The sequence below is a fragment of the Streptococcus sp. 3109 genome, assembly GCF_013276905.1.
Taxonomy (GTDB): Bacteria; Bacillota; Bacilli; order Lactobacillales; family Streptococcaceae; genus Streptococcus.
This window is the reverse complement of the sequence record NZ_VMLY01000004.1, coordinates 136,920-152,805: the sequence shown is the minus strand read 5'-3', so window position 1 is coordinate 152,805 and position 15,886 is coordinate 136,920. Positions and strand designations below refer to the sequence as shown.

13 protein-coding genes and 1 riboswitch are annotated in these 15,886 nt (G+C 43.0%); of the genes, 6 read left to right on the top strand and 7 right to left on the bottom strand.

All coding sequences use genetic code 11. From position 1 onward, the window contains the following. Positions 1-205: 205 nt before the first annotated feature. The 3 genes from HT698_RS03010 to serS all read left to right on the top strand — a co-directional run bounded on the left by HT698_RS03010 (position 206) and on the right by serS (position 3,432). The gene (locus HT698_RS03010) at positions 206-1,570 is read left to right on the top strand and encodes an aspartate kinase (RefSeq protein WP_045612220.1); all 1,365 of its coding nucleotides are present in this window, start codon (positions 206-208) and stop codon (positions 1,568-1,570) included. A 2-nt stretch (positions 1,571-1,572) separates the two neighbouring features. Beyond that, the gene (locus HT698_RS03005; RefSeq protein ID WP_173217953.1) at positions 1,573-1,944 is read left to right on the top strand and encodes a DUF956 family protein; all 372 of its coding nucleotides are present in this window, start codon (positions 1,573-1,575) and stop codon (positions 1,942-1,944) included. Between the two features lie 213 nt (positions 1,945-2,157). Continuing rightward, positions 2,158-3,432 carry a serine--tRNA ligase gene (gene serS / locus HT698_RS03000; RefSeq protein ID WP_173217955.1) on the top strand — a complete coding sequence of 425 codons (1,275 nt, stop codon included), beginning with the start codon at positions 2,158-2,160 and terminating at the stop codon, positions 3,430-3,432. A gap of 24 nt (positions 3,433-3,456) precedes the next feature. On the opposite strand, the gene HT698_RS02995 is transcribed toward serS, so the two are convergent. The 6 genes from HT698_RS02995 to zapA form a co-directional block, all read right to left on the bottom strand. Continuing rightward, a complete protein-coding gene (locus HT698_RS02995) occupies positions 3,457-4,356 on the bottom strand; it encodes a TDT family transporter (protein WP_173217957.1) in 900 nt (299 codons plus the stop codon). 231 nt (positions 4,357-4,587) lie between these two features. Further along, complete coding sequence (locus HT698_RS02990; RefSeq protein ID WP_000206767.1) at positions 4,588-5,136, bottom strand: carboxymuconolactone decarboxylase family protein; 549 nt, start codon at positions 5,134-5,136, stop codon at positions 4,588-4,590. A 131-nt stretch (positions 5,137-5,267) separates the two neighbouring features. Continuing rightward, a complete protein-coding gene (locus HT698_RS02985) occupies positions 5,268-6,590 on the bottom strand; it encodes a sodium:alanine symporter family protein (RefSeq protein WP_112444382.1) in 1,323 nt (440 codons plus the stop codon). 90 nt (positions 6,591-6,680) lie between these two features. After that, positions 6,681-6,769, bottom strand: a riboswitch (glycine riboswitch). A 163-nt stretch (positions 6,770-6,932) separates the two neighbouring features. Next, the gene (locus tag HT698_RS02980; protein ID WP_173217959.1) at positions 6,933-9,269 is read right to left on the bottom strand and encodes an endonuclease MutS2; all 2,337 of its coding nucleotides are present in this window, start codon (positions 9,267-9,269) and stop codon (positions 6,933-6,935) included. 103 nt (positions 9,270-9,372) lie between these two features. Then, a complete protein-coding gene (locus HT698_RS02975) occupies positions 9,373-9,921 on the bottom strand; it encodes a CvpA family protein (RefSeq protein ID WP_173217961.1) in 549 nt (182 codons plus the stop codon). Next, positions 9,918-10,220 carry a cell division protein ZapA gene (zapA, locus tag HT698_RS02970; protein WP_000002019.1) on the bottom strand — a complete coding sequence of 101 codons (303 nt, stop codon included), beginning with the start codon at positions 10,218-10,220 and terminating at the stop codon, positions 9,918-9,920. Before zapA ends, HT698_RS02975 begins: the two co-directional genes overlap by 4 nt. Positions 10,221-10,306: 86 nt before the next feature. Between zapA and rnhC the strand changes: the two genes are divergently transcribed. The 3 genes from rnhC to HT698_RS02955 all read left to right on the top strand — a co-directional run bounded on the left by rnhC (position 10,307) and on the right by HT698_RS02955 (position 14,452). Continuing rightward, positions 10,307-11,188 (top strand): ribonuclease HIII, encoded by an 882-nt coding sequence (rnhC, locus tag HT698_RS02965; RefSeq protein WP_173217963.1) that lies wholly within the window; start codon positions 10,307-10,309, stop codon positions 11,186-11,188. 3 nt (positions 11,189-11,191) lie between these two features. Continuing rightward, positions 11,192-11,806, top strand: coding sequence for a signal peptidase I (lepB, locus tag HT698_RS02960; protein ID WP_001083986.1), 615 nt, complete (start codon positions 11,192-11,194; stop codon positions 11,804-11,806). A 279-nt stretch (positions 11,807-12,085) separates the two neighbouring features. Further along, positions 12,086-14,452 (top strand): ATP-dependent RecD-like DNA helicase, encoded by a 2,367-nt coding sequence (locus tag HT698_RS02955; protein WP_173218062.1) that lies wholly within the window; start codon positions 12,086-12,088, stop codon positions 14,450-14,452. 47 nt (positions 14,453-14,499) lie between these two features. Here HT698_RS02955 and tig read toward each other — a convergent pair whose 3' ends face one another. Continuing rightward, positions 14,500-15,783: a trigger factor gene (tig, locus tag HT698_RS02950; RefSeq protein ID WP_173217965.1), complete on the bottom strand. Its 1,284-nt coding sequence runs from the start codon at positions 15,781-15,783 to the stop codon at positions 14,500-14,502. Between the last annotated feature and the right edge of the window lie 103 nt (positions 15,784-15,886).

Here is a 15,886-nt window from a genome sequence, read left to right as displayed (position 1 = left end):
TGCTCTTTGATTTTCATTGATTGTTAAATCATTTTATTTTCAAAGTATATCTTTTTTAGGAACAGAAAGCAAGAAAAAATCAACTGAAAGTGTCTCAGCCGATTAGAAAGGCTCGCTTTATAACTAGAAAGCATCTTATTTTCTTCATTGAAAAAAGCCTTTCTTTCTGCTATAATCGTATAAAATACTTACTTTAGGAGTTCTTATGAAGGTTGTTAAATTTGGAGGTAGCTCTCTTGCCTCTGCTAGTCAATTAGAAAAAGTTTTAAACATCGTCAAAAGCGATTCAGAGCGTCGTTTTGTAGTTGTTTCTGCACCAGGAAAACGCAATGCTGAAGATACTAAGGTTACGGATGCCTTGATTAAATACTACCGCGACTATGTTGCTGGTAACGATATTAGTAAGAGTCAAAACTGGATTATCGACCGCTATGCTGCTATGGTTAGTGAACTAGGGCTAAAACCAGCTGTTTTAGAAAAAATTTCTAAAAGCATTCGCGCCTTAGCCACTCTTCCTATTGATGAAAATGAATTTCTCTACGATACTTTCCTAGCAGCTGGTGAAAATAACAATGCTAAATTGATTGCTGCCTACTTTAACCAAAACGGGATCGATGCACGCTATGTGCATCCTAGAGAAGCTGGTATTGTGGTCACAAGTGAACCTGGTCACGCTCGCATCATTCCATCAAGTTATGACAAGATTGAAGAATTGACAAATGCAAATGAAGTACTTGTTATTCCTGGTTTCTTTGGAGTTACTAAGGAAAATCAAATCTGTACCTTCTCACGTGGAGGCTCTGATATTACAGGTTCTATCATTGCTGCAGGGGTTAAGGCTGACCTCTATGAAAACTTTACGGATGTTGATGGTATCTTTGCAGCCCACCCTGGTATTATTCACCAACCACACTCGATCCCTGAGTTGACCTACCGTGAAATGCGTGAATTGGCCTATGCAGGGTTCTCAGTCCTTCATGACGAAGCCCTTCTACCTGCCTACCGTGGAAAAATCCCCCTTGTTATCAAAAATACCAACAACCCTGACCATCCAGGTACTCGTATCGTTCTAAAACACAGTAGTGATGAATTTCCAGTTGTGGGAATTGCTGGTGATTCAGGTTTTGTCAGCATTAATATGTCTAAATACCTCATGAACCGTGAGGTTGGATTTGGTCGCAAGGTCCTGCAAATCCTTGAAGATCTTAACATCGGTTGGGAACATATGCCAACAGGTATCGACGATCTTTCAATCATCCTCCGTTCTCGCGAACTAACTCCTATAAAGGAAGAAGAAATCCTTCGTCAGTTGGTTCAAAAGGCTGAAGTAGACCATGCAGAAATCGAACACGACCTTTCTATCATTATGATTGTTGGAGAAAAGATGAAGAGTCATATTGGTGTCACTGCTACTGCGACACGCGCTCTATCTGAAAATAAGATCAACATCCAGATGATGTCTCAAGGTTCTAGTGAAGTTTCTATCATGTTCGTTGTCAATAAGGACCAAGAAAAAGCAGCTATTAAAGCCCTTTACAATGCCTTTTTCGGTGAAAGTAAGGAAGACTAGTCATGGCCCAATCTCTTAACAAAACTGTTCTTCTCAATACGACAGGTACCTCCTACCTCTCTATAGCTGGGAAAGTTGGGAAATTTCTTGTCGGAGATCAGGCTCTGGAATTTTACCCAGATGTCAATGTTGAACAATTTATCCAGATTCCTTGGAGCCATATCAACCAAATTGGAGCTAACGTTTCTGGTCGCAAAATCAGTCGCCACTTCGAAGTCTTTACAGACAAAGGAAAATTCCTCTTTGCCTCAAAAGACTCAGGTGCCATTCTTAAAATTGCACGCGAAAAGCTGGGAAATGACAAGGTCGTAAAACTTCCGACCCTGATTCAGACAATTAGCCAAAAATTTAAAATTCTATTTGCAAAAAAGTAGAAACTTTAGTATAATCATAGCAACGGATAAGTAGGTTATCTTCTTCTTTCAGAAAGTCTGCGGGTGCTGCGAGCAGATAGGAGAGATAGGTGAAATTCTACCGTTAGTAACAATTGCATACACAATCGAGTGCACACCTGTGAAGTTGGATGGAACCGTGGCCCTGCCACTCCAACGCTTTGTCAGGTGTGCTTTTTTCATAAAGGAGTTCTTATGTTAGATATCAAACGTATTCGTACAGACTTTGAAGCTGTCGCAGAAAAATTGGCTACACGTGGTGTAGATGCTGCTGTCTTGAATGAGATGAAAGAAATCGATGCTAAGCGTCGTGACATCTTGGTCAAGGTTGAAACTCTCAAGGCAGAACGTAACACAGTTTCTGCTGAGATTGCCCAAGCTAAGCGCAACAAGGAAAATGCAGATGACAAGATTGCTGCCATGCAAACTCTATCTGCTGAAGTCAAAGCCTTGGATGCTGAATTGGCAGAAATAGATGCTAAATTAACAGAATTTACAACGACTCTTCCTAACATCCCAGCTGACAGTGTTCCTGTTGGGGCTGATGAAGATGACAATGTGGAAGTTCGCCGTTGGGGGACTCCACGCGAGTTTGACTTTGAGCCAAAAGCTCACTGGGATCTCGGTGAAGACCTTGGTATCCTTGATTGGGAACGCGGTGGTAAGGTAACAGGCGCTCGCTTCCTCTTCTATAAAGGCCTCGGTGCTCGTTTAGAACGTGCTATCTACAACTTTATGTTGGATGAACATGGCAAAGAAGGCTATACTGAAGTCATCACACCTTACATGGTTAACCATGACTCTATGTTTGGTACTGGTCAATATCCAAAATTCAAGGAAGATACTTTTGAATTGAGCGACAGCAATTATGTCCTTATCCCTACAGCTGAAGTTCCTCTGACAAACTACTACCGTGATGAAATCCTTGACGGCAAAGACCTGCCAATTTACTTCACTGCTATGAGTCCATCATTCCGTTCTGAGGCTGGTTCAGCTGGCCGTGATACTCGTGGCTTGATTCGTTTGCACCAATTCCACAAGGTTGAAATGGTCAAATTTGCCAAGCCAGAAGAATCTTACGAAGAATTGGAAAAAATGACAGCCAACGCTGAAAATATTCTTCAAAAACTCAACCTTCCATACCGTGTCGTTGCTCTCTCTACAGGAGATATGGGCTTCTCAGCTGCTAAGACTTACGACTTGGAAGTTTGGATTCCAGCACAAAATACCTACCGTGAAATCTCAAGTTGTTCAAACACAGAAGATTTCCAAGCCCGTCGTGCCCAAATCCGTTACCGTGATGAAGCAGATGGCAAGGTGAAATTGCTCCATACCTTGAATGGTTCTGGACTTGCAGTTGGACGTACAGTGGCTGCTATTCTTGAAAACTACCAAAATGCAGATGGTTCTGTGACCATCCCAGAAGTTCTTCGTCCATACATGGGTGGAGCTGAAGTCATCAAACCATAAAAAATAAGGTTTAGCTATTTCTAGCTAGACCTTTTTTCGTAACCAAATCAGATAAGCGCCTAATACAAAGAGTAAAATAATTAAGCAAATAGCGGTTTCAGCCACTACCAAATAATCCAAAAATGGAAGTTTCAAGATTCCCTGAGCCATCTTAAGCGAAGTAGCTGTGATAATGGTCGGGAAAGTGAGGGCTGAGAAGGCTGGTTGAAAGCCTTGCTTTAAAATATTGGGTAGGCGAGTCAAAACAAAGAAAAAGAAAGATTGAGAAGACAAGATCATGACAATCAAGAGCCAAGTCGGTAGACTGGCTCCTCCAACTCGAACTAGAGAAGCCAAGAGTAGAGAGAAGGGAGCGCAATAGATTCCTTCTTGTCCAAGCAAGGCTAGTGGGAGTGGATGTTTCTTTAAATCGCTATAAATAAGGGGATAGAGATAGAAGGTCAAGAGAAAACCAAAACTCAAGGTCGCATAGGCAATTTCGATGATGCCTACCAGAGGATAGGTCAAGGCAGCCACCGCTATCCCCACATAGAGAACCGTCCAGCTAGGAGTCGCATGAACCCTACGACCTGGACAGGCAAACTTGATGGTGAAATCAGCAATCAAGGCCAAGTCCAAGAAAAATGAAAACCACCAGAGCCCTTGCGCTACCAAAGGAAGATGAGGGAATACGCGAAAGACATAAGTTGATAAAATCATCCCAGCCATGGGAAAGGTTGCCATCCCTGATAAAAGAGGGGGCTTGGTCAATTCTTGCTTGGTTTCCTTCCAATTAAAGAGATGAAGAATCAGAAAGTAAATCCACAAAATCAAACCTGTCAGACTCAACAGATGGGACAGAACCGGCAACGTATCTAAAATAAGATTTCCAGCTCCTGCCAAACCTAGCAAACAACCTGAAAATACTAAGGGGAGTTTTTTCATCCTAACCTCCAATAATCATGTTAGTTTCAGTATATCATAAAAGTGCTTAAATGAGGACTTAATACTCATCGAAAATCTCTTCAAACCACGTCAGCTTCTATCTGCAACCTCAAAACACTGTTTTGAGCAACCTGCGGTTAGCCTCCTAGTTTGCTCTTTGACTTTCATTGAGTATTAAAAAAAAAAAAACGAAGTCCGATTATTTCAGACTTCATTTTACTCAGATATGAATTAAGCATAAGGTTGCAATTCTGGGTTAATTGGGGTATTAGCTAGATTGTTGGCATAGTTACAGAGGCTTGCTAGACTGACACCAAGAACCACATCCAAGGCATTTTGTTGGCTATAACCAGCTTCTAAAAACTCAGCTAAGGCTTCATCTCCTACACGACCCTTGGTATTGATAACTGCCAAGGTAAACTTAGCTAGGGTGTCCAATTTAGGATCTGTTTCAATTGGAGTACGATTGCGAAGGGCTTGAAGCAGATCATCATTCATCTGGATTTGTTTGATTGAAAAGGCTGTGTGACCTGCAACACAGAAGGCACAACCATTGGTCACGGCTGCCGTGATTTGCACGACTTCGCGCTCAACGGGTGTCAGGCTATTGCGACGGTTGATAGCTCCGACAGTACGATAAGCCTCTAAAGCAGTCGGTGCATTAGCCAAGAGACCGATTAGGTTGGGAATATAGCCATTGTTATCTTTTTCTACTGTTTCAAGAACCTCTTTCACTTCTGCTGGCGCTGATTCTACTGTATGAATTGTAAATGTTGTCATCATAAAACCTCTTTTCATGTTGTTGAAATCTAGTCTATCACAGATTCTATACCTTGTATAATATATATTTTAAATTACACTGATAGAAATTTTTTATGAAAGCAAAAAATCACACGCGGTGTGTGATTCCATTATTTATCAAAATACTTTTTAGTTTCAGCAATAACGACTGGCGACAAGACCAAGAGGGCAATCAAGTTTGGCAGAGCCATCAAGGCGTTGACAATATCTGCGATAATCCAAACCATATCCAACTCGATAAATCCTCCCAGCAAGACCATGAGCACAAAAACCACACGGTAGAGCCAGATAAAGCGAACCCCAAAGAGGAACTCAAAACAGCGTTCTCCATAGTAGTTCCAACCTAGAATCGTTGTAAAGGCAAAGAGAACAAGGAAGATGGTTAAGAGGGCAGGTCCAAAGTGTGAAAAGACTGTTGAGAAGGCTGACTGAGTCAAAGCCACTCCATTCAAGTCACCACTCCAAACACCAGTTACCAAGATGGTCAAACCAGTCAGAGTACAGATAATGAGGGTGTCAATAAAGGTTCCTGTCATGGAAATCAAACCTTGCTCTACTGGTTCATTTGTCTTAGCCGCAGCAGCTGCAATGGGAGCAGAACCCAGACCAGATTCATTTGAGAACACACCACGCGCCACACCATTTTGAATAGCCATCCGAACGCTAGCACCAGCAAATCCACCTACCGCAGCAAGGGGATTAAAAGCTGAGGTAAAGACTAAAGCAATTGTAGAAGGAATTTTCCCGATATTAAAGAAAATAACTGTAAGAGTTCCTAAGATATAAATGATAGCCATAAAAGGCACAACAGTAGTTGAAACCTTTGAAATGGACTTGAGTCCGCCAAAGACTGCAATCGCTACAAAGACAGACAAGACGAGAGCAGTGATAGCTGGCGAAATAGTCGTTGTATTCTGGATAGATTCTGTAATCGAGTTAACTTGAGTGAAGGTTCCGATTCCCAAGAGAGCAACCAGTACTCCTGCTACTGCAAACAAAACAGCAAGTGGACGCCACTTTTTTCCCATCCCTAGAAGGATATAATGCATGGGACCTCCCGCTACTGCACCATGGTCGTCCTTGGTGCGGTATTTGATGGCCAAGAGTCCTTCCGCATACTTGGTAGCCATTCCAAAGAAAGCCGCCATCCACATCCAAAAGAGGGCTCCAGGCCCCCCCACCTTGATAGCCGTCGCAACCCCTATGATATTCCCTGTTCCAACGGTTGATGCCAAGGCTGTACACAGAGCTGCAAAACTGGATACATCCCCATGTCCCTTATCCTGGATAAAAATAAGCTGAAAGGCCTTGGGCAGACGCAAAACCTGCAAGAGTCCTAGCCGAATAGTTAGGTAAAGCCCTGTTCCGACCAATAAAATCAAGAGGGGCGGTCCCCAAGCAAAAGCATCGATTGATTTAAGCAATTCTAACATTTCCTTCTCCTATCTTTTCAACCCCAAAAGAAAGAGCACATGCAAGATACATGTACTCTGGAATGCTTAGATAAATGCTAAAAAGCGGTCTATCCTAGCTCTGTCCTTTTACCTGAGAGTTTGAGCAGTTGCCTGCCTTGCCCCTTCGGTGCCTTTACGGTCTCTCCAGAGTTCCGTCCATTTACAGTCATGGAAAATCAAACGATTCCCCACTTCTATTAAACTTCATTCGGTGTTGGTATTTAATTGATTCTTATTTTACAAAAAATGTTGGCTTTTGTCAATGTGTTTATTAGTAAAAATTAGTTCAACAGTTTTTACTTTATAAAGTCCAGAATACTGCTATCCTTTAAAAGTGACAATAGTTGCGCCACTCCCTCCAGCATTTTGTGGGGCATAGCCGAAACTCTTGACATGTTTGTTTCTTTGTAGGTATTTGGTGACACCTTCACGGATGACACCTGTTCCAATACCATGAATGATATCAACTTGAGCCATATTATTAAGCAAGGCTTGGTCGATAAAGGCATCTAGCTCATTCATGGCCTCTTCATAACGTTTGCCTCGAAGGTCCAGTCTGGCTTGTGGGCCACGACCAGAAGTTCGTTTCACGACATTGACCTGTTTCTTCTTGACTTGCTTTTCTTGCTGGGCTTGAACAAGGTCAAACTCTTTCTCTTCCAAGGTCATCTTAATCAAGCCAACTTGGGCTTCCCAACGGCCATCCTTAAGTTGACTGGTCAGGGTACCACGCTGTCCATAACTGAGAACAACGATATCATCTCCCACCTTTGGAGCACGTTTTTTCTTGGCCTTTTGAAGGACCTTGTTTTTAGACAAGTCCACTTTTTCAGGAGCCAATTTTTTCAGCTTGGCCTTGGCTTCAATGATTTCATGAGGTTTGAGCTGGGACTTACTGTGGAGATTTTTGAGAATCTGGTCACTCTCACTGAGGGCCATGGCCACAATCTCAGCAGCCTGTTCACGCGCCTTATTAAGCTCGGTTTCCTTTTCACGATTGAGTTCATTGTAGAGTTTTTTTAGCGCACGATTCATCTTGAGATTTTCTTGCTCCACCTCACGGATATTGTCCAAGCGTTTGCGACTCTCTAACGTCTGCTCTTCCAGTTGCTCAATAATCCGATTGACATCATTGTCCTGATCGACCTGCTGGCTTGCCTCCCCTACAATAACTTCAGATAAGCCTAAACGTTTAGCAATTTCAAAGGCATTGCTTCGGCCAGGAACTCCCTGCATAAAGCGATAGGTCGGGCGTAGAGTTGCAGTATTAAACTCCATGCTGGCATTTTGCACAAAGGCTGTCTCAATACCGTAGGCCTTGAGTTCCGGATAGTGGGTAGTCGCCATAGTCTTGACTTGACGCAGGCGAAGGTCCTCCAGAATAGCCATGGCAAGGGCGGCTCCCTCTTGGGGATCTGTACCAGCCCCCAACTCATCCAAGAGCAAGAGCGAATGCTGGTTGACCTTACCAAGAATATCCACAATATTGGTCATGTGGCTAGAGAAGGTAGACAAGCTCTGTTCAATAGACTGCTCATCGCCAATATCGGCAAAGATTTCTTCAAAAATACCAACACGACTTCCCTTATCTGCTAAAATCGGCAAACCTGACTGAGCCATAACCTGCGTCAATCCCAGAGTTTTAAGCATGATGGTCTTCCCGCCCGTATTGGGACCTGTAATGACAATGGCTGTTAAATCTTGGCCAAAATGGACATCATTTGCGACGGCATTTTTGACCAAAGGATGACAGACATGGAGCAGTTGAATCTCTTGATTTTCTGACAGCTGAGGAACGACTGCTTGCCTTTCTTGGATAAAGCGTACCTTGGCACGAATCAAGTCCAGATGGCCGATAATCCAAGCGTCATTAGCAATCTCAGCCGCATGAGGTCGGACACGCTCAGAAATTTCTTGAAGAATTCGAAGCATTTCATAGCGCTCATCTGCTCGCAGACTAGCAATTTCCTCGCTCAGTTTGACCACCTCACGGGGTTCGATATAGACGGTGTTTCCGCTGGCAGAAATATCATGAACAACACCTGCAATCTTATTGCGGTAGGTATTTTTAACTGGTAAAACCTGACGGCCATTTCTGCTGGCAACGATTCCTTCCGTCAACATCTGCGACTTTTGCTTGAGCAAATCTTGCAAGACATCGCGTACCTGACTCTCACTATCATGGATTTTTCGACGGATGCGCGCCAATTCTTCACTGGCAAAATTTTCAATAAAACCTGCATCATTAAAGGCTTGGAGATTTCCTTGTAATTGCGGAAAATCGTGTAATTTCTCAAACCAAAGGGCTAACTCTTCCAAGCTGACATTTTCCAGATTGGCATAAAAACTTTGCAGTTCTCGGCTAGCAAGAAGCACGCGCTTCAAGAGGAGGAACTCCTCGATATTGAGATCTGCCCCCATCTCCAACCGCTTGCAGACTCCTGCGATTTCCTTAATTGCGAGAATGGTAAAATGCGGTTGCTCGATAAAGAGAGCCTGCATTTCCTTCATCTCAGCAAAAGCCTGTTTAATTTTATCTGCCTTAGCAGTCGGAGCCAGCTGTCTCAATTGCTCCAAGCCCTGCTCGGTCAACAAATGGGGTTCAAACAAAGCCTTGACCTTATTGAACTCTAATGTTTCTAATATTTTCTTATTCATCTTTATTTCCTTGTCTTTGAATGTCTAGGTGTGGTAGCTTTTTATATTCTGATAGATTCGAGTCAAATCTGTAAACAAAGGGCTAGGAAAACTCCTGCCCTTTTTATCCGATTAAATTTGTCACCCAGATTTGTTTGAGCCAACTAGTTGTTACTGGTATGCTCTGGATGATGTGTTTTGCGACGATACTCTTTTCAAGAGGATTTTGTATAGCTGCCATGGGAATGGTTGCTAGTATGGTCAAGGCCATTTGCAAGACAAATAAGGTCACCAACATGGACAAGATCCCTGCTGAAACTTGGAACAACTTACCACCCAGTTTTTTACTAGGAATCAAGTGTAAGAGGAGACCAAGCAAACGACCTATGCTATAGACAACCCCGAAAACCAACAAGTAGCCGATACCTGCGTAAAAGACCTTATCCAACTGGAAAAGTTGATCCGATGGGAAAAAGAAAGTTCCCTGACCTTCCTGCGGATTTGCATAAGGGAGCAGCAAATGAAATTGCTCTCCAATTCCCTTGTAAAACTGGCCGGCCACAAAAGCCGATGCCATGGCTGAAATCAGGTAATAAACCTGTAAGAGCAGGCCTCTCCGATAGCCGATATAAAATCCCCAAGCCAAGACCAATAGAAGAAGGAGTGAAATCATAAGGAATCCTCAATCTTGCTCTGTTCTTGCTTGCAAGTCACAAGCTTGTGACGGAGTTCTTCTAATTCTTGCTCCTTATCATCAAATTCAATCTCACGGCTGAGCTGAGTTGATAAACAGTTGACTGCCAACAAAAGAGCGATTGTTTCATCGTCTGCACTAGGCATTTGTTCTTTAATTGCTTGGTATTTTTCTGTCGCAACCTTGGCGATTTCCTCCATAAAAAGGTTATCATGCTCGCTTGTCAAAGTTAATGATTTTTTCCCGAATGTAAATTTGAATCGATTTAGATTTGCCATAAAATTCACCTCACGATATTATACCAAAATTCGCTAATTTTGTCAGTTTTTACAAATTTGCCTGCTTTTATGGTACAATAGAAACTATGGCAAGTATAACACTCACACCAAGTGAAAAGGAGATTCAGGCTTTTCTTGAACACTATCAAACCAGTCTGGCTCCCAGCAAGAATCCCTATATCCGCTACTTTTTGAGGCTACCCCAAGCAACGGTTTCTATCTATACTTCTGGAAAGGTCTTACTTCAGGGTGAAGGGGCTGAGAAATACGCTCGTTTCTTTGGCTATCAAGCTGTAGAGCAAACCAGCGGACAAAATCTCCCTTTGATTGGGACAGATGAGGTAGGAAATGGTTCCTACTTTGGTGGACTTGCAGTTGTGGCTTCCTTTGTCACACCTGACCAGCATACCTTCTTGCGAAAACTCGGTGTAGGGGATTCCAAGACTCTGACCGACCTAAAAATCCGTCAGATTGCCCCTATCCTCAAAGAAAAAATCCAGCACCAGGCACTGCTTCTCTCACCAAGCAAGTACAACGAGGTCATCGGAGACCGCTACAATGCTGTTTCGGTTAAGGTTGCCCTCCATAATCAGGCTATCTATCTCCTCCTTCAAAAAGGCATCCAGCCCGAGAAAATTGTGATTGACGCCTTTACCAGTGCTAAAAATTATGACAAGTACTTGGCGCAAGAGGCCAATCGTTTCAGCAATCCTATTAGCCTAGAAGAAAAGGCCGAGGGCAAATACTTGGCCGTCGCAGTTTCTTCTATCATTGCGCGTGATCTCTTTCTAGAAAATCTTGAAAATCTGGGACGAGAACTGGGCTATCAACTTCCAAGTGGAGCTGGAACGGCTTCTGACAAGGTGGCTAGCCAGATTTTACAAGCCTATGGTATGCAGGGACTAAATTTCTGCGCCAAACTGCACTTTAAAAATACTGAAAAAGCGAAAAAACGCTTAGAAAGGTAAGTTATGAATTCATTTAAAAATTTCCTAAAAGAGTGGGGATTGTTCCTCCTGATTCTGTCATTACTAGCTTTAAGTCGTATCTTTTTTTGGAGCAATGTCCGCGTAGAAGGGCATTCCATGGATCCAACCCTAGCGGATGGCGAAATCCTCTTTGTTGTCAAACACCTCCCTATTGACCGTTTTGATATCGTGGTTGCCCATGAGGAAGATGGCAATAAGGACATCGTCAAGCGCGTAATTGGAATGCCTGGCGATACTATCCGTTACGAGAACGATAAACTTTACATCAATGATAAAGAAACGGACGAACCTTACCTAGCTGACTACATCAAACGCTTCAAGGATGACAAACTACAAAGCACTTACTCAGGCAAGGGCTTTGAAGGAAATAAAGGAACTTTCTTTAGAAGTATCGCTCAAAAAGCCCAAGCCTTCACAGTCGATGTCAACTACAATACCAACTTTAGCTTTACTGTCCCAGAAGGAGAATACCTTCTCCTCGGAGACGACCGCTTGGTTTCGAGCGACAGCCGCCACGTAGGTACCTTTAAAGCAAAAGATATCACAGGGGAAGCTAAATTCCGCTTCTGGCCAATCACCCGTATCGGAACATTTTAAGAAATCGAAGAGGCCGAGAATCAAGAATCTCTGCCTCTTCTTCTATCGTGAGAATATGATTATTCGCTACCCAGTTTGATTAAGATAGAAACAAAGTTATACTCAATGAAAATCAAAGAGCAAACTAGGAAGCTAGCCGCAGGTTGCTCAAAGCACTGCTTTGAGGTTGTAGATAGAACTGACGAAGTCAGTAACATATATACGGCAAGGCGAAGCTGACGTGGTTTGAAGAGATTTTCGAAGAGTATTAACTCTCACCTATTTATGCAAAGGAATCTTATGGAAGTTTATTTTTCAGGAACCATTGAACGGATTATTTTTGAAAATCCCAGCAATTTTTATCGCATCCTCCTCCTAGAAATCGACGATACAGACGCAGAGGATTTTGATGATTTTGAAATCATTGTCACAGGAACCATGGCTGATGTGATTGAGGGAGAAGACTATACATTTTGGGGGCAAATTGTCCAGCACTCCAAGTATGGGGAACAACTGCAAATCAGCCGTTATGAACGCGCAAAACCAACTAGCAAAGGCTTGGTTAAGTACTTTTCAAGTAGCCATTTCAAGGGAATTGGTCTCAAGACAGCTCAGAAAATCGTGGATACCTATGGCGACAATACCATTGACGAAATTTTGCAACACCCAGAAAAGTTAGAAGGCATCACAGGACTCTCTGCCAAAAATCGAGAGGCTTTCGTCTCCACTCTCCGCCTCAACTACGGAACCGAGATGGTTTTGGCCAAACTTGCCAACTACGGTATTCCCAATAAATTAGCCTTCCAGATTCAAGACTTTTACAAGGAAGAAACCCTTGATGTGGTTGAAAATTATCCCTACCAACTGGTTGAGGATATCAAGGGTTTGGGCTTTACCATTGCTGACCAATTAGCGGAGGAACTAGGCATCGAAAGTCAGGCTCCTGAACGCTTCCGCGCCGGTCTAGTTCATAGTCTTTTTCAGGCCTGTATGGAAACAGGGGATACCTATGTTGAAGCACGGGATTTGTTGGAACAAACCCTAACTCTCCTTGAATCTTCCCGTCCCGTGGAACTGGATCCCAGCCAAGTGGCCCAAGAACTCTCCTACCTAATCGAAGAAGACAAGGTTCAGCAGGTTGATACCAAGATTTTTGACAACAGCCTCTTTTTCGCGGAGGAAGGCATCCGCAGTCACTTGGTTCGTATCCTTGAAAAAGGAAAACAGAAGAGCCAGGATTTAGAAACCATTCAAAAGCATATCACTACTGTCGAAGAAGAGCTGGGGATTGAGTACGATAGCATTCAAAAACAGGCGATTTGTGACGCTATACAGAACAAGGTCTTTATCCTGACAGGTGGACCTGGTACTGGTAAGACAACTGTTATCAATGGGATCATCGCTGTTTATGCCCTTTTAGAAGGACTTGACCTCAGGAAAAAAAGCAATCTGCCCATTCTTCTTGCTGCTCCAACTGGTCGAGCCGCTCGGCGCATGAATGAATTGACAGGCTTGCCTAGCGCTACTATACACCGTCACTTGGGAATGACAGGGGACGATGATACCAGTCATCTGGAAGATTATCTGGATGCCGACTTTATCATCATAGATGAATTTTCCATGGTGGATACTTGGCTGGCCAATCAACTCTTCTCCAACATCTCTTCTAACAGTAAAATCCTTATCGTGGGAGACAGCGACCAGCTACCATCTGTCAGTCCTGGACAGATTCTAGCCGACCTGCTTCATATTCCCTTGATTCCTCAGACTCGCTTGGAAAAAATTTATCGTCAAAGTGAAGAATCAACCATCGTCACCCTAGCTAGTCAGATTCGACAGGGAATCTTGCCAGCTGATTTCACCCAGAAAAAAGCTGACCGTTCCTACTTTGAAATTGCTAGTAGGCATATTCCTGCTACCATTGAGAAAATCTTAGGCGCTGCCCTCAGAAGTGGTATTCCTGCCCGTGATATCCAAGTTCTGGCTCCCATGTACCGAGGGACAGCAGGGATTGATGCTATCAATCAGCTCATGCAAGACCTGCTCAATCCACCACAAAAAGACCAACTCAGTTTTGAAGCTCCCCAGTGTCACTATCGCAAGGGAGACAAGGTCATTCATTTGGTCAACGACGCTGAAATCAATGTATTTAATGGAGATTTGGGAGCTATCACAGACCTGATTCCTGGTAAATACACCGAGTCGAAACAAGACGAGATTGTCATTGATTTTGATGGCAACGAGGTCTCTTACCCACGTAACGAATGGTACAAGATTCGCCTGGCCTATGCCATGAGCATCCATAAGTCCCAGGGAAGTGAGTTCCCTGTTGTCATCCTACCTATCACTAGTGCTAGTAGGCGTATGCTGGAGCGCAATCTCATCTATACAGCCATTACACGCGCCAAAAGCAAGCTTATCTTACTAGGCGAATTACAGGCCTTTGATTATGCTACCCAACACATCGGAACTGCCCGAAAAACCTATTTGATTGAACGCTTCAGTGATTTATTGGAGAATGTTGAAGAAAAGCAACAAGCTATCTCTGAAACAGTCGCATCAAGCGCCTCTGAAGAATCCTACATCCTAACCGAAGAAAACTGGGACAGCATCCCGGCCATGATTGGGATTACAGACGCAGACCTCAAAGAGATTTTTGGAAAATAGTGCATAAGAAAACCCACCAATTCAGGTGGGCTTTTATCTTATTAAGATTATTTTACTGTTGCTGTGCTTGTGATCAATTCAACAGCTTTTTTGATTGTGATATCATGTTTCAACATATCAGCTGAAAGCAAGCTTTGTACTTGAGCCACTTCCATGTTGTAGTCTGTTGCCAATTGCTCGATTTCTTTTTGGATTTCTTCTTCTGAAGCGTCAAATCCTTCAGCTTTCGCAACTGCTTCGATAACAAGGTTAGTCTTAGTACGTGACTCAGCTTCTGCTTGGTATTGATTGTGAAGGTCTTCTTGAGTAGTTCCAGTGATTTGGAAGTACATGTCAGGGTTGATACCTTGACGTTGCAAGTTTCCAAGGAATTCGTTTACTGAACGGTGAACTTCTTCGTGGATCATTTCTTCTGGAAGTTCTACGATTTCAGCATTTTCAACTGCTTTATCGATTGCTGCACCTTCTACTGCATCTTTGTAAGCTTCTGCTTTAGCTTCAGCTAATTCCTTGCGGTATTTTTCTTTCAATTCAGCAAGTGTTTCAACTTCTTCATCGATGTCTTTTGCAAGCTCATCGTCAAGAGCTGGAACTTCTTTTGCTTTTACTTCGTGGATAGTTGTTACGAATTTAGCTTCTTTACCTGCAAGATCTTCTGCTTGGTAGTCTTCTGGGAATGTTACAACTACATCAACAGTTTCACCAGCTGAGTGACCTACCAATTGATCTTCGAAACCAGGGATGAATTGACCTGAACCAAGTCCAAGTGAGAAGTTTTCACCTTTTCCGCCATCAAATTCAACACCGTCGATAGAACCAACAAAGTCGATAACAACAGTGTCGCCGTTTTCAGCAGCAGCTTCCTTGATAACCAATTCAGCCAAGTTGTTGCGTTCGCGTTCGATACGCTCTTCAACGTCAGCGTCAGTTACTTCTTTTTCTACATCTACTGATACTTCAAGGTTTTTGTAGTCACCCAATTTTACTTCAGGTTTTGTAACGACTTCAGCAGTGATAACCCAGTCTTGACCTTTTTCCATTGAAGTTACGTCAATTTTTGGTTGCGCAACGACTTCAAGACCAGCTTCTTTTACAGCTGCTTCATAAGCGTTTGGCAAAAGAGCGTTTATAACGTCTTGGTAAAGTGATTCTTCACCAAATTTTTTGTCGAAGATAGGACGTGGAAGGTGACCTTTACGGAAACCTGGAACATTAAGAGATTTCTTCACTGAGTTGAAGACACGGTCCAATTCTGGTTTGATTTGGTCTTGAGAGATAGTGAAAGTCAAGACACCACGGTTTGTTTCTTTGTTTTCAAATGATACAGACATTCTGTCATTTCTCCTTAAAATTTTTAAATACAGTCTATTATAACATAAATGAGCGACTTTTTTCAAGTAATGACTGCGCTTTTCAATCATGCTGGAGCTACTT

What these genes read in the sequence shown, in the direction of transcription:
- HT698_RS03010 (WP_045612220.1), top strand. Translation starts at nt 206, where the DNA reads ATGAAGGTTGTTAAATTTGGAGGTAGCTCTCTTGCCTCTGCTAGTCAA.
- HT698_RS03005 (WP_173217953.1), top strand. Translation starts at nt 1,573, where the DNA reads ATGGCCCAATCTCTTAACAAAACTGTTCTTCTCAATACGACAGGTACC.
- serS (WP_173217955.1), top strand. Translation starts at nt 2,158, where the DNA reads ATGTTAGATATCAAACGTATTCGTACAGACTTTGAAGCTGTCGCAGAA.
- HT698_RS02995 (WP_173217957.1), bottom strand. Translation starts at nt 4,356, where the DNA reads ATGAAAAAACTCCCCTTAGTATTTTCAGGTTGTTTGCTAGGTTTGGCA.
- HT698_RS02990 (WP_000206767.1), bottom strand. Translation starts at nt 5,136, where the DNA reads ATGACAACATTTACAATTCATACAGTAGAATCAGCGCCAGCAGAAGTG.
- HT698_RS02985 (WP_112444382.1), bottom strand. Translation starts at nt 6,590, where the DNA reads ATGTTAGAATTGCTTAAATCAATCGATGCTTTTGCTTGGGGACCGCCC.
- HT698_RS02980 (WP_173217959.1), bottom strand. Translation starts at nt 9,269, where the DNA reads ATGAATAAGAAAATATTAGAAACATTAGAGTTCAATAAGGTCAAGGCT.
- HT698_RS02975 (WP_173217961.1), bottom strand. Translation starts at nt 9,921, where the DNA reads ATGATTTCACTCCTTCTTCTATTGGTCTTGGCTTGGGGATTTTATATC.
- zapA (WP_000002019.1), bottom strand. Translation starts at nt 10,220, where the DNA reads ATGGCAAATCTAAATCGATTCAAATTTACATTCGGGAAAAAATCATTA.
- rnhC (WP_173217963.1), top strand. Translation starts at nt 10,307, where the DNA reads ATGGCAAGTATAACACTCACACCAAGTGAAAAGGAGATTCAGGCTTTT.
- lepB (WP_001083986.1), top strand. Translation starts at nt 11,192, where the DNA reads ATGAATTCATTTAAAAATTTCCTAAAAGAGTGGGGATTGTTCCTCCTG.
- HT698_RS02955 (WP_173218062.1), top strand. Translation starts at nt 12,086, where the DNA reads ATGGAAGTTTATTTTTCAGGAACCATTGAACGGATTATTTTTGAAAAT.
- tig (WP_173217965.1), bottom strand. Translation starts at nt 15,783, where the DNA reads ATGTCTGTATCATTTGAAAACAAAGAAACAAACCGTGGTGTCTTGACT.